The organism is Hymenobacter latericoloratus (genome assembly GCF_014199535.1).
Classification (GTDB): Bacteria; Bacteroidota; Bacteroidia; order Cytophagales; family Hymenobacteraceae; genus Hymenobacter; species Hymenobacter latericoloratus.
This window is the reverse complement of the sequence record NZ_JACHNV010000008.1, coordinates 42,332-64,962: the sequence shown is the minus strand read 5'-3', so window position 1 is coordinate 64,962 and position 22,631 is coordinate 42,332. Positions and strand designations below refer to the sequence as shown.

The following is a 22,631-nucleotide window of genomic DNA, read 5'->3' as shown; positions in this document are numbered from 1 at the left end:
GTCCATCGTTCAGACGGGATAAGGTCCTTCGCTGCGCTCAGCATGACAGGAGGGCTGTACTTTACCACAGCCAGCCAGTTGCGAAGGGTTTACTTCTTCGTAATCCGGAACTCTACGCGGCGGTTGAGCTTGCGGGTTTCCTCCTGCTCGTTGCTGGCAATGGGCTTGCTTCCTCCAAAGCCTTCCGTTGTGATACGGTTGCCGCTGATGCCCTTGCTCACCAGATACTTCTTTACCTCGTTTACCCGGTCCTGGCTGAGCTTCACGTTCAGTTGCGGGTCGCCCTGGTTATCAGTGTGGCCCTCTAGCTTAATTTCTACCTGGGGGTAGTCTTTCAGGATGCGTACCAGGCGCAGCAGCTCGGGGTAGGAGTTTTCGCGCAGGTAGTACTTGCTCTGGGCAAAGAAGATGTTGTTGAGCTTGATGGTCTGGCCCACGGCGAAGGGCACCAGGTACAAGTCCTGGTTTACCTCCGAGTACTTCTGGCGGTCCGTCACGTCCAGGTTGTCCGATTCGGCGAGGTAGTCTCTGGCCTCGGCCCGGTAGCCGTAGTGGGCGCCCGAGGGCAGCACAATCGTGTAAGAACCATCGATGGGGCTCGTTTCGGCCACCCCAATTTCCTCGCCGGTCAGCAGGTTTTCGTAGCGAATGGTAGCAGCTACCGGCTTCTTGGAAGCGGCATCCAGCACCTTGCCGCGCACCAGCGTTACTACTTCCGGCCGGAAGGTGGGCGTCAGGCTGATGCGGAAAATGTCCTTGGAGCCCCCAATGCCATTGCGCGCCGACACCAGGTACGCATCCTCACCCGCCGCCGATACGGTATAGTAAGCGTCAAAATCGGGGGAGTTGACGCTGGCGCCCAGGTTACGGGGCTTGCTCCAGTTGGTCCAGCTGTCATCAAGGCGCTTGGAGTAGAACACGTCGCTTTTGCCGTAGCCCCCGTGCCCTTCCGAGGCGAAATACAGGGTTTTGCCGTCGGCGGCCAGGAAAGGCGCAAACTCCGGCTTCTTGGTGTTAATGCTGGCCCCCAGGTTCTTAGGCTTGCTCCACGCTTTACCGTCGGCTTTCAGGAAGCTCACGAAGATGTCCTGCTCGCCCTGCCCGTCGCGGCGGTCCACGGCCATGAGTAGGACTTTGCCCGAGGTAGCGAGGTAGTAATCCACGTTTTCCTCGTCATTGTTGTAGAAATCCTCGATTTCAATCTTCACTGGCTGGCTCCACCCCGTTTTGGTGCGCCGGGCCATGCTCAAGCCCTTAGGGTCGAGGGAGCCATCGGGGTTATAGACGTTAATCAGCACGGCCGTATTGCCGTCCGACGACACCGAGGCCAGGCCGTTCGGGCCGGGCGTATTGATGGGGCTGCCAATGTTCTTGGCCTGGTTCCAGGTTTTCTTCTGGGGGTTGGCCAGGTTGCTGTACCATACGTCCTGCACGTCTTTGGCGCCACCCACGTTCTGGGGGCTTTCCTGACGGGCAAAAAACAGGGTGCGGCCGTCCGGCGAAATAACCGGGTGGGTGTCCACGTATTTGGAGTTGACGTTGGGCCCCAGGTTTACCATGGCCGAGTCGAAGCTCACGCTGGGCTGCTCGTTGCGGAACTCCTTTTTCACCATGGATTCGGCTACATCGGCAATACCGATGGCGTCAATCTGGTTCACGCCGTTCACGGCCTTGGTGTTCATGGTGACAATAACCCCAATGGTGCGGTAGGTGCCGGGCGAAAACGTCACCTGCAGGGAGCGAAACTGTTCCGGAATGGGGCCGGGGCTGTCGTTGGTGTATACCTGGTGCTTGGCCCCGCGGGTATCCACCAGCTCAATTTTCGTAACCGAGCCGGGGTTGAAATTCTCCACCACCGTAACTTGCTTGGCTATCAGCGACTTGCCGAACCGAACCTCAATGAACTCGTTGCTGCCTTCTTTTTTCGGAATCCAGGCCTCGTTGCTGGCCTGGCCCAGCGGGGTAGCGTTGGGTTCGCCCAGCACTTTCTCCGGGGAGAAGGGCTCTTTACCTTCCGTCTTCTGCGACGACACCGCCACGATTTTGGACGCCCACACCGCGTGTTGTGCTTTTGCCAGCGAGTTCATCCCTACCACCAACCCCAGCGACAACAGTATTTTTGTAACGTTCATACAATCAAGGCCAAAACAAACGCTTTCGGGAGAACACCTACGGACAAACGATAATCCAGAACCCTGAAGACGTCCTGGACCACCCGGAAGTTTCGATGCCCGGCGAAAGCCGCGCTAAAAGTACCGCCAATCCGGCAGCCCTTTCACGCAGGTGAAAGTAAAAAAGCCGGCGCTATTGGTCCAGCTCTGACCGGTAGCGCCGGCTTTCTGATGCGCTAAAGTACAGTTCCTGCCGACAAGAAACGCGCCCGGCCAAAACCCGGCGCTACCGAATGAAGTTTTGAGCCTGAGCGCAGCGGGCTTTTTTTTGAGTACCTTGCGCCCCGCGTACCCAGTCCCCCCACAAGTACAATTTCTCTTCACAATGGAAGAAAAGCTGCTGGAGGAAATTCCCTCCCTCGATTTGGCTGACTTTCGCTCCGGCGACCCTGAGCGCAAAGCCCGCTTCGTACAACAACTCGGCGAAGCCTACCAGAACATTGGCTTCATCGCCCTCAAAAATCATGGCCTGACGGAAGAGCAGACCGAGAAGCTTTACACGGATGTAAAGGCCTTCTTCTCGCTGCCCGACGACGTGAAGCGGCAGTACGAGAAGCCGGAGCTGGCGGGCCAGCGCGGCTACGTAAGCAAGGGCAAGGAGCACGCCAAGGGCCGCAACACCGGCGACCTGAAGGAGTTCTATCACGTAGGCCAAGAGGTTGACGACGCCAACGACCCCATTAAATCGGAGTATCCCGATAACATCTGGCCCCAGGAGGTAGGCAGCTTCGCCGATACGTCGCTGACCACTTACAAAACGCTGGAGTCGGCCGGTAAGGACGTGCTGCGCGCCATTGCCTTGTACCTGCAGCTGCCGGAGAATTACTTCGACGACAAGGTGCGCAACGGCAACAGCATCCTGCGCCCCATTCACTACTACCCCATCGAAAACCCCGATGAGGTGCCCGCTGACGCCGTGCGCGCCGCCGAGCACGGCGACATCAACCTGATTACCCTGCTGATGGGCGCTTCGGCCGATGGCCTGCAGGTGCTGCGCCGCGACGGCAAGTGGATTCCGATTACGGCCCTGCCCGACCAGATTGTGGTAAACGTGGGCGACATGCTCCAGCGCCTGACCAATGGGGTGCTCAAGAGCACGATTCACCGCGTAGTGAACCCGCCCCGCGAGAAAATGAACTCCTCGCGCTACAGCATTCCGTTCTTCATGCACCCGCGCTCCGAAATGAGCCTGGCCGCCCTGGAAAGCTGCGTAACCTCTGATAACCCCAAGAAGGAAGCCGATATTACCGCCGGCGAATTCCTGAATGAGCGCCTTATTGAGTTGGGCCTGAAAAAGAAGTAACTGCTCTTCTCGGAGCACCCATGGTACGGCCCGCCTCCCACCCCGGAGGCGGGCCGTTGTGGTGTAGCGCGAAGGCAACTCGTAAGGTCCCGTTCAATTAGTGCTGGGCGCGGCCAGGAAAGCTACGGGCGGCAACGCGCTACAACCGGCGGCAACGCGTATCTTGCCTGGCACCCTTTTGACTTTGCGCTTTTACCTTGGCTCTGCACGAAGACATCCAGCTGGCCCCGCCGCCCCGCCGCTCGGAACGGGTCAAGCGGGTGCGCAATATCATTTTTCTCAAGGATGTAGCCGCCCTGGGCCTATCGGCCTTTGGCGGTCCGCAGGCCCACATGGCCATGATGCTGCGTCTGCTGGTAGATAAGCGCCGCTACCTCACGGCCGCCGAGCTGCTGGAGCTCACGGCCCTCTGCCAGATTCTGCCGGGGCCAACCTCCACCCAAACCATTACGGCCATTGGCTTCCGTTTGGGTGGTCCTAATCTGGCCTACCTCACGCTGCTGGTCTGGATGCTACCCGCCGTATGCCTGATGACCGGAGCCGGCCTGACCATCAGCTACCTCGATAAAGCCCAGGTAGCCCGGCTGGTGCAGTACGTGCAGCCCGTGGCCATTGGCTTTGTGGCCTACTCGGCGTACAAGATTGCCGAGAAGGTGATTCACACCAAGACATCGGTGGCCCTGATGGTTATTGCGGCCATGCTCGTGTATCAGTTTCAGGTGCCCTGGCTGATGCCCCTGCTGCTGCTGCTGGGGGGGCTGGTTACTACCTTCCGCTACCGCAAGCTCCCCCAAGAGCCTAAGGTGCCGCTGCGGATCGAGTGGTCGAATTTTGTGCTCTGGCTGGGCGTATTCATTGGGGCCGCCGTGCTGGGCCAGTACACCCAGCTGTTGCCGGTGCGCCTGTTTGAAAACTTCTACCGCAATGGCAGCCTCGTGTTCGGGGGCGGACAGGTGCTGGCCCCGCTGTTCTACACCGAGTTTGTCGAGTTCAAGCACTACCTCTCCCCCGAAGAATTTCTTTCGGGGCTGGGCATGGTGCAGGCCTTGCCGGGGCCCAACTTCTCGTTTGCGTCCTACATCGGAGCCCTGGCCATGCGCCGCGACGGCAGCGGCCTGGATGGGCAACTGCTGGGGGCCCTGGTAGGAGCCGTGGGCATTTTCATGCCCGGCACCCTGCTTATCTTCTTTCTAATCCGGTTCTGGGACCAGCTGAAGCGCTACCGGGTTGTTAAGGCTTCGTTGGAAGGTATCAACGCCGTATCGGCCGGCCTAGTGTGTGCCGCCACTTTCCTGCTGTATCATCCCCTGCCCGATACTCCTGTTAATCTGGCCCTTATTGCCGCTACGTTTCTGCTGCTGCTCTGGGAGCGGGTTCCCTCCTACGTGATTGTACTGGTGGCCCTGCTGGCTGGCTTCGTGTTTTAGTTACCCCAGCCACTAGCCCTAAGCCGCCCTACCCCCCGCTGCCCAAACCTTAACAGGGGCACGTCGGGTACTTGAGCCGCCGAGAAACGAAATCAGCCCGCCCTTCCAGGGAGGAAGGACGGGCTGATTTCGTTTTAGTTGGTGACCGGCCTGTTAGCCCTTTACCACCAGCTGTTCGGGCAGGTGCAGGAGGTAGTCGCCGTAGCCGCTCTTGCGCAGGGGTTCAGCAATCTTGCGCAGCTGGTCAGCATCAATAAAGCCCTGACGGTAGGCAATTTCCTCGATGGAGCCCACCTTCAGGCCCTGGCGCTGCTCCAGTACCCGCACAAACTCACCGGCCTGCATCAGGCTCTCGAACGTACCGGTATCCAGCCAAGCCGTGCCCCGGCCCAGGATACCCACTTTCAGCTTACCGCGGCGCAGATATTCCTGGTTTACGTCGGTAATCTCATACTCACCACGAGCCGAGGGCTGCAGGTTGCGGGCAATTTCCACTACCTCATTGTCGTAGAAGTAGAGACCGGGTACCGCGTAGTTGCTCTTGGGCTGCTTGGGCTTTTCCTCGATGCTGAGGGCCTTGTTGTTGGCGTCAAACTCCACTACGCCGTAGCGTTCGGGGTCGTGCACGTGGTAGGCGTACACCACGCCGCCGTCGGGGTCGTTGTTGGCTTTGAGCAGCTCTTCCATGCCTTCGCCGTGGAAGATGTTGTCGCCAAGCACCAGGGCTACCTTGTCGTCGCCGATGAAGTCGGCACCCAGCACAAAGGCCTGGGCCAGGCCGTTGGGCACTTCCTGAATGGTGTACTGGAAGTTGCAGCCCAGGTTCTTACCGTCGCCAAGCAGCTTTTGAAACTGCGCCTGGTCGTGGGGCGTCGTGATGATGAGGATGTCCTTGATGCCGGCCATCATCAGAATCGACAAGGGATAATAAATCATCGGCTTGTCGTAGACGGGCATGAGCTGCTTGGAAACCGCCAGCGTGAGCGGGTGCAGCCGCGTGCCGGAACCGCCGGCGAGGATGATACCTTTCATGTTATGGGGAAGAGTTGTTTATCGTGTCATCCTGAGCAAAGCGAAGGACCTTCTCACGCCTGAACGACCTACGTTAGATACGTACTATCTGACGCGAGAAGGTCCTTCGCTTTGCTCAGGATGACAATAGATTAATTCCGCTCCTGGATAAATGCCTGGTTGGCTTTAAACCAAGCCAGCGTTTTCTGCAGGCCTTCGCGGATGCGAATCTGGGGGTTGTAGCCTAGCAGATTCTGCGCTTTGCTGATGTCGGCCAGGGAGTCGCGGATGTCGCCGGGGCGGTCGGGGCCGTACTCGGGGGTGATATCGGAACCGGCTTCTTCCTTCAGAATATTGAACAGGTCGTTGAGGGAAGTGCGGTCGGCCACGGCAATGTTGTACACTTGGTTTACCGCCTCCGGGTTCTGCACCAGCGCCGCCCGGATGTTGGCCTGCACGCAGTTCTCCACGAAGGTAAAGTCGCGGGTCTGGCCACCGTCGCCGTTCATGCGCGGGCGTTTGCCTTCCAGCACGGCATCAATAAACAAGGGAATTACGGCCGCGTAGGCCCCGTTCGGGTCTTGGCGGGGGCCGAAGATGTTGAAGTAGCGCAGCCCGATGATTTCCATGCCGTAGGTTTTACCAAACACGTCGGCGTAGAGCTCGTTGGCGTACTTGGTTACGGCGTAGGGCGAGAGGGGCTTGCCGATGCGTTCTTCTACCTTGGGCAGCGCCTTGTGGTCGCCGTAGGTTGAGGACGAAGCCGCGTACACAAAGCGCTTCACGCCGGCTTCTTTCGCGCCTACCAGCATGTTCACGAAACCGCCCACGTTCACGTCGTTGCTCGTGATGGGGTCGTTGATGGAGCGGGGTACTGAGCCGAGAGCGGCTTGGTGCAGCACCACATCAATACCCTGGCAGGCATCGAGGCAGGTCTGCCGGTCCCGGATGTCGCCCTCAATCACGCGCAGGGCCGGGTTGCCCTCGAACAGCGCTACGTTTTTGCGGAAGCCGTTCGAGTAATTATCCAGCACGCGCACCTCTTTGGCGCCATACTTGAGCAGGTATTCCACCAGATTCGAGCCGATAAAGCCGGCGCCGCCCGTTACCAGGAAAGCCAGGTTATCGAGCGGCTGGTCGTGAAAAGGAGTTTCGTACACGTTGTATGAATTAGTAATTAGTAATTAGCAATGAGGAAGTAGCGGGCGAAGCAGCTACCTCAATTACTAACTACTAATCCTCAATTATTAATTAATTCCCGTACTGCTGCTGGTAGTACGTCTGGTAGGCGCCACTGGTCACGTGGTCGAGCCATTCCTGATTTTCCAGGTACCAATCTACCGTCTGCGAAAGACCCTGCTCAAACGTTACGGAAGGCTTCCAGCCCAACTCGTTCATGATTTTGCTGGAGTCGATGGCGTAGCGCAGGTCGTGGCCGGCGCGGTCCGTCACGAAGGTGATAAGCTGGCGCGAAGTGCCTTTTTCTTTACCCGTTTTCTCATCCAGCGTGTCGCAGAGCAGGTGAATGAGGTCGAGGTTTTTCCACTCATTCACGCCCCCAATGTTGTAGGTTTCTCCTACCCTGCCCTTGTGGAACACTGCGTCGATGGCCGTGGCATGGTCTTTCACGAACAGCCAGTCGCGCACGTTCTCGCCCTTGCCGTACACGGGTACCGGTTGGCCCGTCCGGATGCGGTGGATGGCCAGCGGAATCAGCTTTTCGGGGAAGTGGTTGGGCCCGTAGTTGTTCGAGCAGTTGCTCAGCTTCACGGGCATGTGGTAGGTGTGGTGCCAGGCCCGCACGAAGTGGTCCGACGAGGCTTTGGAGGCCGAGTACGGCGAACGAGGGTCGTAGGGCGTGTCTTCGGTGAACATCTCGGGGCCCATTTCCAGGGAGCCATACACCTCGTCGGTGCTCACGTGGTAGAAGGTTTTACCCTCGTAGCCCAGAGGCTTCCACAGGTTTTTGGCCGCATTCAGCAGGTGCACCGTGCCCAGCACGTTCGTTTTCACGAAGGCCAGCGGATCGGTAATGCTGCGGTCCACGTGCGACTCGGCGGCCAGGTGAATTACCGCGTCGGGCTCTTCGGTAGCAAACAGCTGATCCACGAAGGCTTGATCGGTAATATCCCCTTTCACCAGCCGGTAGTTGGGGGCCGATTCAATATCGCGCAGGTTTTCCAGGTTGCCGGCGTAGGTCAGGGCATCCAGGTTCAGAATCTGATACTGCGGATACTTGGTCACGAACAGCCGCACCACGTGCGACCCGATGAAGCCGGCTCCGCCGGTAATAATGATTTTCATTCTTTCAGGAGTAACTGAGTAATCGAGTAACTGAGTAGGCAGAGCTGAGTACCGCCAAGCAACTAGGTGAATAATCCAGCCTGCTCACGTAAACAAAAGCGAATCAGGCAGTTGCCCAGCCACTAAGTTACGCACCCAATGATAGTTGCCACTTCCAGGCGCTGCTCAGGGCTTCCTCCAGGGTAGAAGTAGTCTGGAAGTGTAACTCCTGGGTTGACTTGGTTACATCGGCATAGATAGCCGGCACGTCGCCGGCGCGGGGCGGACCAATAACGTAGTTCAGCTTTTGGCCGGTAGCCCGCTCGAAGGCCTGCACCACTTCCAGGACCGAGTTACCGCGGCCCGTGCCTACGTTAAAGGTTTCTACCCGCTCGGCCTGGGCATCGAGCAGACGCTGAACGGCCACTACGTGGGCCTTCGCCAGGTCCACCACGTGCACGTAGTCGCGGATGTTGGTCCCGTCGGGCGTGTCGTAGGTGTTGCCGTAGATGGTAAGCTTTTCGCGGATGCCAGCCGCCGTTTGGGTCACGTACGGAATCAGGTTCTGGGGGACGCCCAGGGGTAGCTCCCCGATTTTGGCTGACGGATGCGCCCCAATCGGGTTGAAATAGCGCAGCAGAATAGTGCGCAGGCTAGCATCGGGCGCCGCGGCTACGTCGCGCAGAATGTCTTCGCACATTTGCTTGGTAGCACCGTAGGGCGAGTTGGCTTTTTTGGTGGGCGTCTGCTCGGTTACGGGCAACGCGTCGGGTACGCCGTACACGGTGCAGGAAGAGGAAAACACCAGGGCCTCCACGCCAAACTCGCGCATCACCTGCAGCAGCGTTAGCAGAGAACCCACGTTATTCTGGTAGTACTCCAGCGGCTTCTGCACCGATTCGCCAACCGCCTTGTAGGCTGCAAAGTGGATGACGCCCCGCAGGCTGCCTTCCTCGGCAAATACGGCCCGCATAGCTTCCAGGTCGTTGCAGTCAATGCGGTGGAAGGGGACCTTCACCCCCAGGATTTCCTCCACTCCCCGCAGGGCCGATTCCTGGGAATTGACAAAGTTATCAATGATAACGGGCTGAAAGCCGGCCTCATACAACTCCACTACTGCGTGCGAGCCGATGTAGCCGGCACCACCTGTAACGAGAATTTTGATTCTGTCCATTTAGTTGTCAGTTGCCAGTTGTCAGTTGCCAATTACCCGTTATGTAGCCTGTAGCTGGCCCTGCTACCGGGTAACTGACCACTGCCGACTGATTTACAGGCTCCAGTACGCCAGGTCGTTGATTTTGCCGCGGAACAGGCCCTTGATGTCAACCAGCACCGCGGGCTGGTTGGTAATGCTTTTGAAGTAGGCTTCGTCCAGGGCAGCGTAGGGCTGGTGGCTCACGGCTACCACTACCCCATCGTAGTCGGTGCGGACTTCACCTTCCGGGGTCAGGCGGAAACCGTACTCGTGGTACAGCTCCTCCGAATCGGCGTGGGGGTCCACGATGTCCACGTTCACCGAGAAGTTTTTCAGCTCATTGATGACATCGGCCACCTTGGAGTTGCGAATATCTTCCACGTTTTCCTTGAAAGTAGCGCCCATTACCAGCACCCGGCTTTTGGAAATATCCTTGCCCTGCTTAATCATGGTCTGCACCGTTTTACGGGCAATGTAGGCGCCCATATTGTCGTTGGTGGTGCGGCCCGACAGAATTACCTTGGCGTCGTAGCCCAGCTCTTTGGCCTTGTACGTGAGGTAGTACGGGTCCACGCCAATGCAGTGCCCGCCCACCAGACCGGGCGAGAATTTCAGGAAGTTCCACTTGGTACCGGCGGCTTCCAGCACCTCGTAGGTGTTGATGTGCATGCGGTCAAAAATCATCGACAGCTCGTTCATCAGCGCAATGTTCACGTCGCGCTGGGTGTTTTCGATGATTTTAGCGGCTTCCGCTACTTTAATACTGCTGGCGCGGTGTACGCCGGCCCGCACTACCAGCTCGTAGGTTCGGGCAATTTCCTCCAGCGACTCGGCGTCGCCGCCGGCTACTACCTTCACGATGCTGGAGAGGGTATGCTCCTTGTCGCCGGGGTTGATGCGCTCGGGCGAGTAGCCCACCTTGAAGTCGCCGCCCGCGAAGCTCAGGCCCGAGTGCTTTTCCAGCACCGGGATGCAGTCTTCCTCGGTGCAGCCCGGATACACGGTGCTTTCAAACACCACGTAGTCGCCTTTCTTCAGCACTTTGCCCACCGATGAGGAAGCGCCCAGCAGCGGTTTCAGATCGGGCTGGGCGTGCTCGTCGATGGGAGTAGGCACGGCCACGATGTAGAAGGTAGCCTGGCGCAGCACCTCCAGCGAGTCGGTAAATTCAATGTCGCAGCCTTCAAAGTCCTTGTCCTCCAGCTCCCCGCTCGGATCAATGTTGTTACGCATCATGTCCACGCGCTTGGCATTGATATCAAAGCCAATAACCTGGATTTTGCGGGCGAATTCGAGGGCGATGGGCAGGCCTACGTAGCCGAGGCCAATGACGGCCAGCTTGGCCTGTTTCTGGAGAAGTTGCTCGTACACGGTAGCGGGACTTAGGAACTTGAATACTTGAGATGAGTGGAAGGCAGGCCAGGGGCTGCGTAGCTACCTAACCGGGGCTGATACGCGAAACCAGGCCGTCGGTTAGCTGATACTGCTCCTGGCTTTCGGGGCAGGTGGCGCGGCCATCGTCGCCGAAGCGCAGGGCGCGGCCGTGGGTGCTCAGCCAGCCCCGGTGGCGGGCCGGGTTGCCGTACACCAAGGCGTAGGGCGCTACGTCGCGCGTGACCACGGAACCGGCTCCCACAAACGCATACTCCCCTAGGCTGACGCCGCAGACAATGGTGCTGTTGGCCCCGATGCTGACGCCCTGACCCAGGCGGGTTGGTTGGTAGTGCCCGGCACCACGCCGCGGTACGGCAGCCCGGGGGTTGAGCACGTTGGTAAACACGGCCGAAGGACCAATAAACACGTCATCGGCGCACGTCACGCCGCTGTACAGGCTCACGTTGTTCTGGACTTTCACGTTGCGCCCCAGCATGACGCCCTCTGCTACAAACACATTCTGGCCCAACGAGCAATCAGGGCCCAACTCGGCACCGGCGCTTACGTGGCAGAAGTGCCAGATGCGGCACCCGGCCCCAATGCGGCAGCCCTCGTCCAGGACGGCTGTGGGATGCGCATAATAATCAGAAGCGTCGGGCATGCCGAAGGAAGATGGTGAGCAGAATTTCAGCCGGCAAAGGTAGGGGTTTTGGCAGTGTGTTGAGAATTTATTGCGACACTTCCGCCTGACTACCGGCCGGTTGCTTCCGGCCGGGCAGTCTGCTTCCAAACCCACCTACCCCGGCCAGGTGGCGCGCACCAGCCGGGGCCGGCCAAATAAATCGGGCCGGGCCTCGGCGGCCTGGTAGCCCAGGCCTTGTAGTAACGCAAGGGTTTCGGCGGCAAACTGCTCATTAATTTCGAAGTACACGGCCCCGTCCGGCTTTAGCATGCAAGTGCCTAGCTGCGCAATCCGGCGGTAGAAAAGCAGCGGGTCGTGGTTGGGCACGAACAGAGCGGTAGCAGGCTCGTAGTCAAGCACGTTGGGCCGCATCAGGGGGCGCTCCTGCTCCAGCACGTAGGGGGGGTTGCTAACCAATACCTCCAGGGGGGCCGCCAGCCGGGGCTCTTCCCGCAGAATATCCACCTGCTGAAAATCAACGATAACCTCGTAAGTAGCCGCATTGCGCCGGGCTACAGCCAAGGCCTCCGCCGAAACATCTACGGCCGTAAGATGGGGCGCTACCAGTTGCTGGGCCAGCGCCAGCGGGATACAGCCCGAGCCCGTGCCCACGTCCAGCACATGCAAACCAGCGCGGCCTCGCTGCTCTTCGGCAATAAGCGCGACCAACTCTTCGGTTTCGGGGCGCGGGATAAGCGTGGCGGGCGTTACTTCCAACTCCAGGCCGGCAAAATGGGCCCGGCCCAGCACGTATTGCAATGGCTCGTGGCGGAGCAGGCGGGCCCGCAACGGCTCCAGGGCGGCCAGCGTATCGGCGGGCACTGGCTCAGAACCTCGCACGCGCCGCTGCAAGGGAGTAAGCACCAACAGATGCTCCAGCACTTGGCCGGCAATGGCTTCGGCCTCAGGAGCCGGGTAGAGGGTAGCCAGGTCCGCCGCGAGGTGGGCAGTAAGCTGACGAAGCGTGGGCGTGAGCATGGGGCAAAAGTACGACAGCGCAGACTGGGGTTCGAGCCGGGCGCCGGTTTCGCGGGGAGCTGTATCTTCACTGCCTGCCCGCCTACCTCTACCCACCCGCTTATGCCAACCGCTTCTTCCTCCAGCTTCGACCACCTGATGATGCGCCGCGCCCTGGACCTGGCCCGGCTGGGCGAGGGCCACACCCGGCCTAATCCGCTGGTGGGCTGTGTTATCACCCACGAGGACCGCATTCTGGGCGAAGGGTGGCACCGGCAGTATGGCGGCCCGCACGCCGAGGTGAATGCCGTGGCGGCGGTAACGGAGCCGCACCTGCTGTCCCAAAGCCGCGTGTACGTGACGCTGGAGCCCTGCTCCCACTTCGGCAAAACGCCACCCTGCGCCGACTTGCTCATTGAAAAGCAGGTAGCGGAAGTAGTTATCTGCAATCTTGACCCCAACCCCTTGGTAGCGGGCCGCGGCATTGCCAGACTACGGGAGGCCGGAATTCAAGTTGAAACCGGCGTGCTGGAGGCGGAAGGCCGCTGGCTGAACCGGCGGTTTTTCACGTTTCAGGAGCAGCAGCGGCCCTACGTGGTGCTGAAGTGGGCTGAAACCGCCGATGGCTACTTGGCGGGACCATACTTTCAGCCGGTAGCCATCAGCGGCGAGCTGGCCCGCTTAGCCGTGCACCAGTGGCGCGCTGAGGAGCACGCCATTCTGGTGGGCACGCGCACGGCCCTGCACGACAACCCGCGCCTGAACGTGCGCGAGTGGCCCGGCCCCGACCCCATCCGCCTCGTCATCGACAAAAACCTGAGCCTGCCGCCAACCCATCACCTCTTCGATGGTAGCCAGCCCACCATTGTGTATACCTATCGGGAGCGAGCCTCCAAGGATAACCTCACGTTCACCACCCTTTCACAGGCGGAGGATTTATTTCCGCAGATTCTGCAGAGCCTGCAGCAGCAGCAGGTACAGTCAGTGCTGGTAGAGGGCGGCCCGACGGTGCTCAACTCCCTGCTGAAAGATGGGCTCTGGGACGAAGCCCGCGTCATTCGCAGCGCCCGCCGGCTGGGTGGCGGCGTGGCGGCCCCCCACATCGGCCTCACCGGGCTGCATGAGCAATTCCGGCTGGGCGAAGATGAAGTGTTTGTGTACTTAAAGTGAATCGTGACAGGTGAGGAGGTGAATCGTGACAGGAGGAAATGGTGATAAAGAAGTGACTGAGGAACCGAAAGCACTGCCTTGTACTTTTGCTGCCCACATCCCCCATCCCTTTCACTTTTCACCTGTTACCCAGTACCATTCACTTTTCACCTCATCACCCCTCTCACTTCCACATGGCCGAAGAACTTCACCTCGATACTACCCTTACCAAAGCCGAGCAATACCGCCAGCTCCTACCCCAGATTGAGGCCCTGACCTCCGGCGAGCCGGATCTGATAGCCAACCTCTCCAATACGGTGGCCGCCCTGCGGCAGGCGTTTGGCTTTTTCTGGGTGGGCTTCTACCTGGTGAAAGACGACGAGCTGGTGCTGGGCCCGTTCCAGGGGCCGATTGCCTGCACCCGCATCCGGCGCGGCAAGGGCGTGTGCGGCACCAGCTGGGAGCAGGCCGCTACGGTGCTGGTGCCCGACGTGGAGCAGTTTCCCGGCCACATTGCCTGCAGCTCCGACTCCAAGTCGGAAATAGTGGTGCCGGTGCTCAAAGACGGGCAAGTAGTGGCCGTGCTGGACGTGGACAGCGACCAGCTCAACGACTTCGACCACGACGACCAGCAGGCCCTGGAGCAGTTGATGCCGCTGGTAGCCGGGTGGTTTTAGCAGCGGGACCGGGGTAGGAAGCCGGGCATAAAGTGTTGGCGTGTGGTGCATCAGAAGTCCTGAGCCCTTAACTTACTTCGCACAACCCGAACCCACTCCACCCCCACCCATGCGTAAAGTAGTTTTATACATTGCTACGAGCCTCGATGGCTATATCGCCTCGCCCGACGGCTCCGTCGAATGGCTGCCGACCCCGCCCCCGGGCGAAGATTACGGCTACGCCAACTTCTTGGCTACGGCCGACGCTACCCTGCTCGGCCGTGCCACCTACGAGCAGGTGCTCACGTTTGGCGAGTGGCCCTACCCTACCCTCACCAACTACGTGTTCACGCACCGCCCACCCACCGGGCCGGCCCATCCCTCCGTGCACTTCATCACCGAGGACCCGGTCCGGTTTGTGGCGCAGCTAAAGCGCGAGGCCGGTGACACCATCTGGCTGATTGGGGGCAGTACGCTAGCTGCGCCACTGCTGGCCGCCGGCCTGATTGATGAGCTGATGCTGTTTATTGTGCCGCAGTTGCTGGGTTCCGGCATTCCGCTGTGGCGGGAGCAACCCCGCCCCCGCCCCCTGGCTCTGCAAAAAACCCAAACCTGGCCCGATGGCACTACGCTGCTACACTACCAACTTTCTGCCGCGGCTACTGCCCCGCAGGCTGCCGGTGCCCTCCCTTCGGCTTCCGTAGCGGGGTAGGAAAAACTCGTTCTCAAGAAAAAGCCGGCGCCCCGCTACACTAGCAGGACGCCGGCTTTTTACTTTAATCAGCGGCTCTAGAAGATGGATGGGGCATTGGTTTTGAGCTGGGCAATAACGGTCTGGCCGCCTTTTACCTTCTCGCCAATCTGCACTTTCACTTCCGTATCCAGGGGCACGAAAATATCCACGCGGGAGCCGAACTTGATAAAGCCGAACTCCTCGCCCTGGCTTACTTCATCGCCCTCATTTACGTACCACACAATGCGACGAGCCATGGCGCCTGCAATCTGGCGGAATAGTACAAACGGACCGGCTTCTGACTCCACCACTACCGTGGTACGCTCGTTTTTGGTGCTGCTTTTAGGGTGCCAGGCCACCAGATAGTTGCCGGGGTGGTACTTAAAGTAGCGCACGATGCCCGAAATGGGGTTGCGGGTGATGTGCACGTTAATCGGCGACATGAAGATGCTGATCTGCTTGCGCTCATCATCAAAGTACTCGGGCTCGTGCACGTTCTCAATCACCACCACTTTGCCATCGGCCGGGGCAATTACCAAGTCTTCGTGAGTGAACAGGCGCCGGGCGGGGCTGCGAAAAAACTGCAGCAGCGTCAGGAATACGAGCACCGAAACACCGGCGAAAACTTTGTTGAATCCGTCGTTTTCGGCATTGTAGCGAAACAGCAGCAGGTTCACGGCCAGCAGGGCCAGCAGGGTAAAGAACAGAATACGTCGTCCTTCTTTGTGGATCTTCATGAATCGCTGATTTGCGCTGATTCGGCGTTAGGTGCTGATTCAGACGCTTTTCCAAAATAACTACGGGCCTAACAACTCCGGCGCGAAAACCGTTGCCACCCAAACTACACAAAGATAGCCCGAACCACTGGCTCGGGCTATCTGCGAACAAATATAGTAGGGCCGGGCATATCACCCGAATACGAAGGGCACCAACTGTTGGATTAGCGCCTTGCGCACTATTTTTTACACAGGGACTCTGCTTTCCTAGAAGCCACCGCGGAACTTATAGGTCTGGGCTACTTTGTCGATGGCCACCACGTAGGCGGCAATACGCATCGGGATGTTATACTTCTGGGAGGTAGCGTACACCTTCTCGAACGCCTCGGTCATGATGCGGTCGGCGCGCTCGGTTACCATGTCTTCGCTCCATTTGAAGCCCTGACGGTTCTGTACCCACTCGAAGTACGATACCGTAACCCCGCCGGAGTTGGCCAGAATATCCGGCACCACCATAATCCCCTTCTCGTTGATGATGGGGTCGGCGGAAGCCGACGTGGGGCCGTTGGCGCCTTCCACAATCAGCTTAGCCTTGATGGCGTGGGCGTTGTGCTCCGTGATGACGTCTTCCACGGCGGCGGGCACCAGCAGGTCCACGTCGGCCAGCAGCAGGTCGTCGGCATTTTCCATCAGGGTAGCGCCGGTGTAGCCATCCAGGCGGCCTTTATGGGCATTCTTGTAGGCTACGGCTTCGTCGATGTTAATGCCGGCTTCGTTCCAGTACGCACCGCTTACGTCGGAAACGCCTTTGATTTTCACACCCTTCTCGCAGAGCAGTTTGGCGGCCCAGGAGCCCACGTTGCCAAACCCTTGCACTACGGCCGACGTCTGGGCGGGGTCCATACCCAGTTTTTTCATGGCGGCCAGCGCCGATACCATTACGCCGCGGCCAGTAGCCTCGGTGCGGCCCAGCGAGCCACCCATTACCAGGGGCTTGCCCGTTACTACGGCCGGCGAGGTAGCGCCCACCGTCTTGCTGAACTCGTCCATGAGCCAAGCCATTTCGCGGGGGCCGGTGCCCATGTCGGGGGCCGGAATGTCGCGGTCAGGGCCGAATACGTCCTTCATGGCCAGCGTGTAGCCCCGGGTGAGGCGCTCAATTTCGCCGGCGCTCATGGTAGTCGGGTCGCAGATGATGCCGCCCTTGGCGCCGCCGTACGGAATGTCAACTACGGCGCACTTCCAGGTCATCCAGGCGGCCAGGGCCTTCACCTCGTCCAGGTGCACATTCTTATCGTAGCGGATGCCGCCCTTGGAGGGACCCAGAATGGTGTTGTGCACAACCCGGTAGCCCTCAAACACGCGCACCTTACCGTTGTCCATCGTCACGGGGATGTGCACGATAACCTGCTTGTCGGGCGCTTTCAGAACGTTGTAGGTTTCGTCATCAAGCCCGAGGATTTCCGTGGCCACGTTGAAACGCGACATCATGGATTCCAGGGGATTTTCGGCATCAACGCGGGGTGCCGGCTCTTTGTACACCGTGGTGGCAGCCATACGGGGTTGGGGTTGGGGTGGGTGGAATAAATACTTGGCGACTAAAGCGGTGGGAGCTGCAGCCGCGCACAAAAAATTGGGTGGTCAAAGGTAGTAGGTTTATGCCATACGCGGGGAAGGCCGCTTGGGGTGCAATATGGGTAGTGCTTACCCGGTCGTTATCTTCTCAATAAGGGCGGGCTACCAGCCGCAAGGTTTACAGCATCTGGCCTGAATGGCTGTGAGTTTTACCAGAACAGCCGCTCTTTTTTCTTATTGACAAAAAGCCAGATAACCCGCAAAAAGGCTACCTGGCTCTTGTTTTTTGAATGAAGCTTACGCGCAAGCTGCCAGCAGTGGTGGTGTGCCTACCCCAGCAGAAGCTGCAGCAAAGCCAGCACCGGCAGAATAAACAGAAAGGCATCGAACCGGTCGAGCAGGCCACCATGGCCGGGCATAATGCGCCCTGAGTCCTTGACATCAACGCTGCGCTTGAGCATGGATTCAGCCAGGTCGCCGAGGGGGCCGAATACGGCTACTACGCCCGCCACCACCAGGCGATAGGTCAGGGAAAGCTCGGGCAGCAAATAGCCCAGGGCCCAACCCATGCCCAAAGTCAGCAGGAAGCCCCCGATGGCGCCCTCCCAGGTTTTGCCGGGCGAGATTTTAGGCGCCAGCTTGTGCCGGCCAAAGGTTTTGCCCGCCGCGTAGGCCCCGATATCCGAGGACCACACCAGCAGTAGTAAAGCAAATATGCGGCGGTAGTCATAGCCCTGCGGCGTGAAGGCTAGCACATTCAGCAAGCTCATCGGCAAGCTCACATACAGTAGCCCCAACAACGCCACGCCTACGTTAGAGAAGGGAGAAAACTGCTGGTTTTCCCGCGGCCACGCCGCCATTTCACGAAGAATGAGGATTACAGGCAGTAGGAGAATAATGCCTAGCAATACATAACCAGCGGGGCGAGCATAGGCCTCGGTTACAATAGGCTTGACATCGTGTACGTAGCTGATAAAGAAGCTCCCCGCAAACAGCAAAACACTAATCCCCCCCCCCAACAACGCGGCCGGCTTGTAGCCTACCTCTCGCATCATGCGGTAGAACTCCCAGAGCATGCGCATCTGGACTACCCCGAAGAACAGCGCGAACGTCCAGGCGCTGTACCGCACGCTGCCCAACAAGAGCACAGCTCCAATAGCCCCAAACAGTATCCGCTGGGACAGGTTCGACATGGGCTGCTTGCCGGCCGGAGGCTCAGTAGTGGCAGGGGAGGTAGGGGCGGGAGAAACAGACACCGGTGGGAAATTTAGGGGAGCGAAATTGGGAGTAACATGTTCAGGCAGGAGCCAGCGCCTGGGGTTTTACTCGGCGCGCGTAGTATCCACACCGTCGTGGCTGAGGGTGCGGGCGGCGGCTGGCACGTCGGGCCCGGGGGCGCGCACGGCCACGCCGGCGCCACCCAAGGTTCGCAGCTTCGTGGGTAACTCATGGCGGCCAGGTTGCTGCATCTGACGGTAAAGCAGCCAGAGAATAGCGGTGCAAATGACCAGCGAGGCCATTACCAGGTACCAAGGCAGACTCTCGGTGGAGTCCGGATCGAAGTCAGAAGCTGTCCACTGGTGCTGGGCATTGTAAAGCAGGCCCAGCTGAAAGGCGTTCTGGGCGAAATGCGCTGCCATAGGCACCAGAATGTTGCCGCTCCACTCATAGAGGTAGCCCAGTACCAGGCCCAGCACAAAGCGCGGCACAAAGCCCTGAAACTGAAAGTGCGCGGCACTGAACACGGCCGCCGCCAGCCAGATGCCGGCGTGCCGCCCGGCCCACTGCACCAGGTTGCGCTGCAGCACGCCCCGGAAAAACAGCTCCTCGCTGACGGCCGGCACCACGGCCATCACCAGCAGCCCAATAACCAGGCGCAGAGGCGAGGAAAAGTTGGTCAGGACTTTCAGCGTGTTTTTAGCCTGCTCCTCTTTCAACAGCATCCACTCCGGCAAATCCCAGCTAGCGTTCCAGGCAATCAGGGCCGACATCACCGGCAGGCTCAGCACAATGAGGCCAGCAGCCAGTAGCAACCACTGCCCTGCAACCGGCCGGCGGGGCGCCACATAGTCGAGCATCCGGTTGCCCGTCAGCACGATGAAGGCCACCGCCGCGCCCCCGAAGGCGCCCAGCAGCAGCAGGCCCTGGCTCAGCATCGATACGCCCCACCCGTTGGGGTAGTCGGCGGGCCGCTGGGTTACATTGCCTAGCTCCATGAGCCCAACCCCAAAAAACAGGTTGCTGGCAATAGCAATGAGCAGCATGGAAAGGCTGAAGGTGGCCACCAGCAGGACGACGAGCAGGCCGAGGTTGGCGAGGGGGTGCAACCGGCTGGAGACGAAACCTTTCATATTGGATTGGGGTCTTGGGGCTTGGGAATTACAGGAGCGGGGAATTTTGGCTGAAGCGCTATTACAGATGTTGTATTTGTTGAACGTCAACCAAGGCCCGAAGTCCCCAAGTCCCTGATACAGTTCGTAAATTTGCGCAAAATACTAGAATAGACTGCCGTGGTACACATCCGCAACATTGCCCTGCCCGATTTCCCTTTGCTGCTCGCGCCCATGGAGGACGTGTCGGACCCGCCGTTCCGGGCCGTGTGCAAGCAGGGTGGGGCTGATTTGATGTACACCGAGTTTATTTCCTCGGAAGGCCTGATCCGGGCGGCCGCTAAAAGCCGCCAGAAGCTCGACGTGTTCGACTACGAGCGGCCCATCGGGATTCAGCTCTTCGGCTCCGATGTAGAGACCATGGGCGAGTGCGCCCGCATCAGCACCGAAGCCGGCCCCGACCTGATCGACATCAACTACGGCTGTCCCGTGAAGCAGGTGGCCTGCCGGGGCGCCGGCGCGGCCCTGCTCCGCGACATTCCCAAAATGGTGGAAATGACGGCCGCCGTGGTGAAGAATACTCACCTGCCCGTAACGGTAAAAACCCGCCTGGGCTGGGACGACTCGACCAAAAACGTAGAGGACGTAGCTGAGCGTCTGCAGGATATCGGCATTGAGGCCCTCACGGTGCACGGCCGCACCCGCGTGCAGATGTACAAGGGTGAGGCCGACTGGGAGCTGATTGGCCGCATCAAAAACAATCCGCGCATCAAAATCCCCATCTTCGGCAACGGTGATATCGACTCGCCCCAGAAGGCGGTAGAGTACAAAAACCGCTACGGCGTGGACGGAGTGATGATTGGCCGGGCCGCCATTGGCTACCCCTGGATTTTTCGGGAAGTGAAGCACTACGCTGCTACCGGCCAGCTGCTACCCCCGCCCACCGTGGAAGAGCGGGTGCAGGCCTGCCGCATGCACTTCGAGAAAAGCTTAGAGTGGAAGGGCCCGCGGGCCGGCATTTTCGAGATGCGCCGCCACTACGCCCAGTATTTCCGCGGCCTGGAAGGCGCCCGCCAGTGGCGCACCCGCCTCGTGGACAGCAACGACCCGGCGGAAATCCACGCCATCATGGACGAAATCATTGCCGCCGAGCCCGTGCTGGTGGGGTAGAAATTCTCCAGAACGTCATGCCTGATCTGGCGTCCGCTTGCCGAAGCATCTCTGCCTCACTGCTAACTCTTTTGATTAGTCTCGGTAGAGATGCTTCGGCAAGCGGACGCCAGATCAGGCATGACGGGCTTTTTACTATTACTTCTATACTGGCCACTTTTCTCCCTCCATGTCCACCGCCCCGGCTCCGGCCGTTACCTCTGCTCCCGAAACAACGCCGGTGGCCTCACCCCCACCCCACCGCACGCCGGCCTCGGCCTGGGTGCTGCTGGTTACGCTGGCTACTATCTGGGGCACCTCCTTTATCCTGATGAAGAAGGGCCTGGTGGTGTTTTCGGCGCTGGAGCTGGGGGCTACGCGGGTGAGCGTGGCGGCGGTGCTGCTTTTGCCGTTCGCGCTTCGGCACGTTGGTAAGGTAGAACGCAGCCGGTTCAAGTGGCTGGTGTTGAGCGGGGTAGTCGGCACCCTGATTCCGGCCTTCCTCTTCGCTTACGCTGAAACCCGCATGGCCTCGGGCCTGGCCGGCGTGCTCAATGCCCTCACGGCCGTGTTTACTTTGGTAGTGGGCGCGGCCCTGTTCGGGCAGAAGCTGACGGGCCTGCGGGTGCTGGGCATAGGCTTGGGCCTGGTGGGTACCGTGGTGCTGATGCTGCTCGGCGGCAGCGGCGGCGATGCTACCCCCTCGGGGGAAAGCAATGCCTGGTACGGCCTCTACATCGTGCTGGCGACGCTGGGCTACGGCGTGAGCGTGAACGTGATTAAGCACCACCTGCACGGCATTCCGTCCCTGGCCGTGACGGGGTTGCTGCTGCTGTTCATCGGTGGTCCGGCTTTGGCCTACCTGCTGCTGGGCACCGAGTTTCTGCACAAGCTGGCTACCGTACCCGGCGCCTGGAAAGCCTTCGGCTACATTGCGTTGCTAGCTACCATGAGCACGGCCGTCGCCATGGTCTTGTTCAACAAGCTCATCCAAAGCTCCACGGCGCTGTTCGCGGCTTCCAACACCTATCTGGTGCCCATTATGGCCCTGGGCTGGGGCCTGCTCGATGGGGAGCAGTTCAACCTCTGGCACCTGCTGGGCATGCTCATCATCTTAGTTAGCGTAGCCATCATTCACCGGGCGAAGTGAGTTGGTGGATGATGAGGTGACAAGTAGAGGGTGAATAGTGACAGGTAGCAAAGGGACATGCTGAGTTCAATCACAACCCTACGTGAGCAGCCTGTGATATTGGGTCAGACCACAGTTTACCTGTTCCCATTTACCTCATCACCTCATTACTCAAATACACATACGGCCAGTCGTGGAAGCGCTCGGGTAGCTGCAGGCGCGGCGGGTGGCTTAGCAGGTAGGACTTGATGCGCGCTAGTTCCTCAACATCCAGCACGGGCAACTCGTGAAAGCCAGTCTGCCAAAAATCAGCTTCGGCAGGGAGCTGGCCGCGCAGCAGGCGCCGGGCCTGGGTGGCGGTGCGTTGGTGCAGCAGTTCCACTGCTTTATATAAGGACAAGCCCTGGCCTGGCGGCAAGTGCAGCACGGCGTGCACATGGTTGGGAAGCACCACGAAGCAGGGCACTTGTAGCCCCTGCTCCTCCAGCATCAGCAGCTCCCCAGCTACCATTTCGGCCAGCTTTTCCTTCTCTAAGTATGAAGGCCCCACGGTGCGGGCGTCCAGCAGGGCATCGAAACCGGCGAAAAACTGCTTCTCGGCGCGGCGGTGAGTTTCCGGAGAATCGGCGGCTTGCTGGGCGGCTACGCGGCGGGTGTGCAGTTCCCGGCCGGCTTGCGCGGGGATGGAGCCGGCCAGGCGCAGGGTGAGCAGAATGGTTTCGCCGGGTGGGAGCATAAGTGCTGGTGAGGGTTCCCGCAGAAGGCGCAGAGGTTTTCGCAGAGGGCGCTGA

Annotated in this window: 20 protein-coding genes; 7 read left to right on the top strand and 13 right to left on the bottom strand. The window is 59.6% G+C overall.

From position 1 onward, the window contains the following. Positions 1–89: 89 nt before the first annotated feature. Positions 90–2,132 (bottom strand): OmpA family protein, encoded by a 2,043-nt coding sequence (locus tag GGU46_RS18995; RefSeq protein ID WP_183405144.1) that lies wholly within the window; start codon positions 2,130–2,132, stop codon positions 90–92. A 364-nt stretch (positions 2,133–2,496) separates the two neighbouring features. Between GGU46_RS18995 and GGU46_RS18990 the strand changes: the two genes are divergently transcribed. Next, complete coding sequence (locus GGU46_RS18990) at positions 2,497–3,474, top strand: isopenicillin N synthase family dioxygenase (RefSeq protein ID WP_183405143.1); 978 nt, start codon at positions 2,497–2,499, stop codon at positions 3,472–3,474. A gap of 203 nt (positions 3,475–3,677) precedes the next feature. Further along, positions 3,678–4,901 carry a chromate efflux transporter gene (gene chrA / locus GGU46_RS18985; RefSeq protein ID WP_246399052.1) on the top strand — a complete coding sequence of 408 codons (1,224 nt, stop codon included), beginning with the start codon at positions 3,678–3,680 and terminating at the stop codon, positions 4,899–4,901. Positions 4,902–5,054: 153 nt separating this feature from the next. Here chrA and rfbA read toward each other — a convergent pair whose 3' ends face one another. The 7 genes from rfbA to prmC all read right to left on the bottom strand — a co-directional run bounded on the left by rfbA (position 5,055) and on the right by prmC (position 12,424). Continuing rightward, complete coding sequence (rfbA, locus tag GGU46_RS18980; RefSeq protein ID WP_183405142.1) at positions 5,055–5,933, bottom strand: glucose-1-phosphate thymidylyltransferase RfbA; 879 nt, start codon at positions 5,931–5,933, stop codon at positions 5,055–5,057. Between the two features lie 131 nt (positions 5,934–6,064). Then, positions 6,065–7,072: an SDR family oxidoreductase gene (locus GGU46_RS18975; RefSeq protein WP_183405141.1), complete on the bottom strand. Its 1,008-nt coding sequence runs from the start codon at positions 7,070–7,072 to the stop codon at positions 6,065–6,067. A gap of 91 nt (positions 7,073–7,163) precedes the next feature. After that, a complete protein-coding gene (rfbB, locus tag GGU46_RS18970; RefSeq protein WP_183405140.1) occupies positions 7,164–8,216 on the bottom strand; it encodes a dTDP-glucose 4,6-dehydratase in 1,053 nt (350 codons plus the stop codon). Positions 8,217–8,343: 127 nt separating this feature from the next. After that, positions 8,344–9,369, bottom strand: coding sequence for a UDP-glucose 4-epimerase GalE (gene galE, locus GGU46_RS18965; protein WP_183405139.1), 1,026 nt, complete (start codon positions 9,367–9,369; stop codon positions 8,344–8,346). Between the two features lie 93 nt (positions 9,370–9,462). Beyond that, positions 9,463–10,761: a nucleotide sugar dehydrogenase gene (locus GGU46_RS18960; protein WP_183405138.1), complete on the bottom strand. Its 1,299-nt coding sequence runs from the start codon at positions 10,759–10,761 to the stop codon at positions 9,463–9,465. 67 nt (positions 10,762–10,828) lie between these two features. Then, a complete protein-coding gene (locus GGU46_RS18955; protein WP_183405137.1) occupies positions 10,829–11,425 on the bottom strand; it encodes an acyltransferase in 597 nt (198 codons plus the stop codon). 135 nt (positions 11,426–11,560) lie between these two features. Beyond that, positions 11,561–12,424, bottom strand: a complete 864-nt coding sequence (gene prmC, locus GGU46_RS18950) for a peptide chain release factor N(5)-glutamine methyltransferase (protein ID WP_183405136.1) — start codon at positions 12,422–12,424, stop codon at positions 11,561–11,563. Positions 12,425–12,526: 102 nt separating this feature from the next. Here prmC and ribD point away from each other — a divergent pair, with 102 nt between their 5' ends. The 3 genes from ribD to GGU46_RS18935 all read left to right on the top strand — a co-directional run bounded on the left by ribD (position 12,527) and on the right by GGU46_RS18935 (position 14,920). Next, positions 12,527–13,573 carry a bifunctional diaminohydroxyphosphoribosylaminopyrimidine deaminase/5-amino-6-(5-phosphoribosylamino)uracil reductase RibD gene (ribD, locus tag GGU46_RS18945; protein WP_183405135.1) on the top strand — a complete coding sequence of 349 codons (1,047 nt, stop codon included), beginning with the start codon at positions 12,527–12,529 and terminating at the stop codon, positions 13,571–13,573. Between the two features lie 173 nt (positions 13,574–13,746). Further along, positions 13,747–14,229, top strand: coding sequence for a GAF domain-containing protein (locus GGU46_RS18940; RefSeq protein WP_183405134.1), 483 nt, complete (start codon positions 13,747–13,749; stop codon positions 14,227–14,229). 109 nt (positions 14,230–14,338) lie between these two features. Further along, positions 14,339–14,920 carry a dihydrofolate reductase family protein gene (locus tag GGU46_RS18935; protein ID WP_183405133.1) on the top strand — a complete coding sequence of 194 codons (582 nt, stop codon included), beginning with the start codon at positions 14,339–14,341 and terminating at the stop codon, positions 14,918–14,920. Positions 14,921–14,997: 77 nt separating this feature from the next. Here GGU46_RS18935 and GGU46_RS18930 read toward each other — a convergent pair whose 3' ends face one another. The 4 genes from GGU46_RS18930 to GGU46_RS18915 form a co-directional block, all read right to left on the bottom strand. Then, positions 14,998–15,678, bottom strand: a complete 681-nt coding sequence (locus GGU46_RS18930) for a phosphatidylserine decarboxylase family protein (protein ID WP_183405132.1) — start codon at positions 15,676–15,678, stop codon at positions 14,998–15,000. A gap of 246 nt (positions 15,679–15,924) precedes the next feature. Then, positions 15,925–17,214, bottom strand: coding sequence for a Glu/Leu/Phe/Val family dehydrogenase (locus GGU46_RS18925; RefSeq protein ID WP_183405131.1), 1,290 nt, complete (start codon positions 17,212–17,214; stop codon positions 15,925–15,927). Between the two features lie 347 nt (positions 17,215–17,561). Further along, positions 17,562–18,488 carry a phosphatidate cytidylyltransferase gene (locus tag GGU46_RS18920; protein WP_183405130.1) on the bottom strand — a complete coding sequence of 309 codons (927 nt, stop codon included), beginning with the start codon at positions 18,486–18,488 and terminating at the stop codon, positions 17,562–17,564. A 66-nt stretch (positions 18,489–18,554) separates the two neighbouring features. Then, positions 18,555–19,583 carry a CPBP family intramembrane glutamic endopeptidase gene (locus GGU46_RS18915; protein WP_183405129.1) on the bottom strand — a complete coding sequence of 343 codons (1,029 nt, stop codon included), beginning with the start codon at positions 19,581–19,583 and terminating at the stop codon, positions 18,555–18,557. A gap of 159 nt (positions 19,584–19,742) precedes the next feature. On the opposite strand from GGU46_RS18915, the gene dusB reads away from it, so the two are divergent. Together dusB and GGU46_RS18905 are read left to right on the top strand one after the other, a co-directional pair. After that, on the top strand, positions 19,743–20,732 hold the full coding sequence (gene dusB, locus GGU46_RS18910) for a tRNA dihydrouridine synthase DusB (RefSeq protein ID WP_183405128.1): 990 nt from the start codon (positions 19,743–19,745) through the stop codon (positions 20,730–20,732). Positions 20,733–20,901: 169 nt separating this feature from the next. Next, positions 20,902–21,861 (top strand): DMT family transporter, encoded by a 960-nt coding sequence (locus tag GGU46_RS18905; protein ID WP_183405127.1) that lies wholly within the window; start codon positions 20,902–20,904, stop codon positions 21,859–21,861. 130 nt (positions 21,862–21,991) lie between these two features. Here GGU46_RS18905 and GGU46_RS18900 read toward each other — a convergent pair whose 3' ends face one another. After that, positions 21,992–22,576 carry a transposase gene (locus GGU46_RS18900; RefSeq protein ID WP_183405126.1) on the bottom strand — a complete coding sequence of 195 codons (585 nt, stop codon included), beginning with the start codon at positions 22,574–22,576 and terminating at the stop codon, positions 21,992–21,994. Positions 22,577–22,631: the final 55 nt, after the last annotated feature.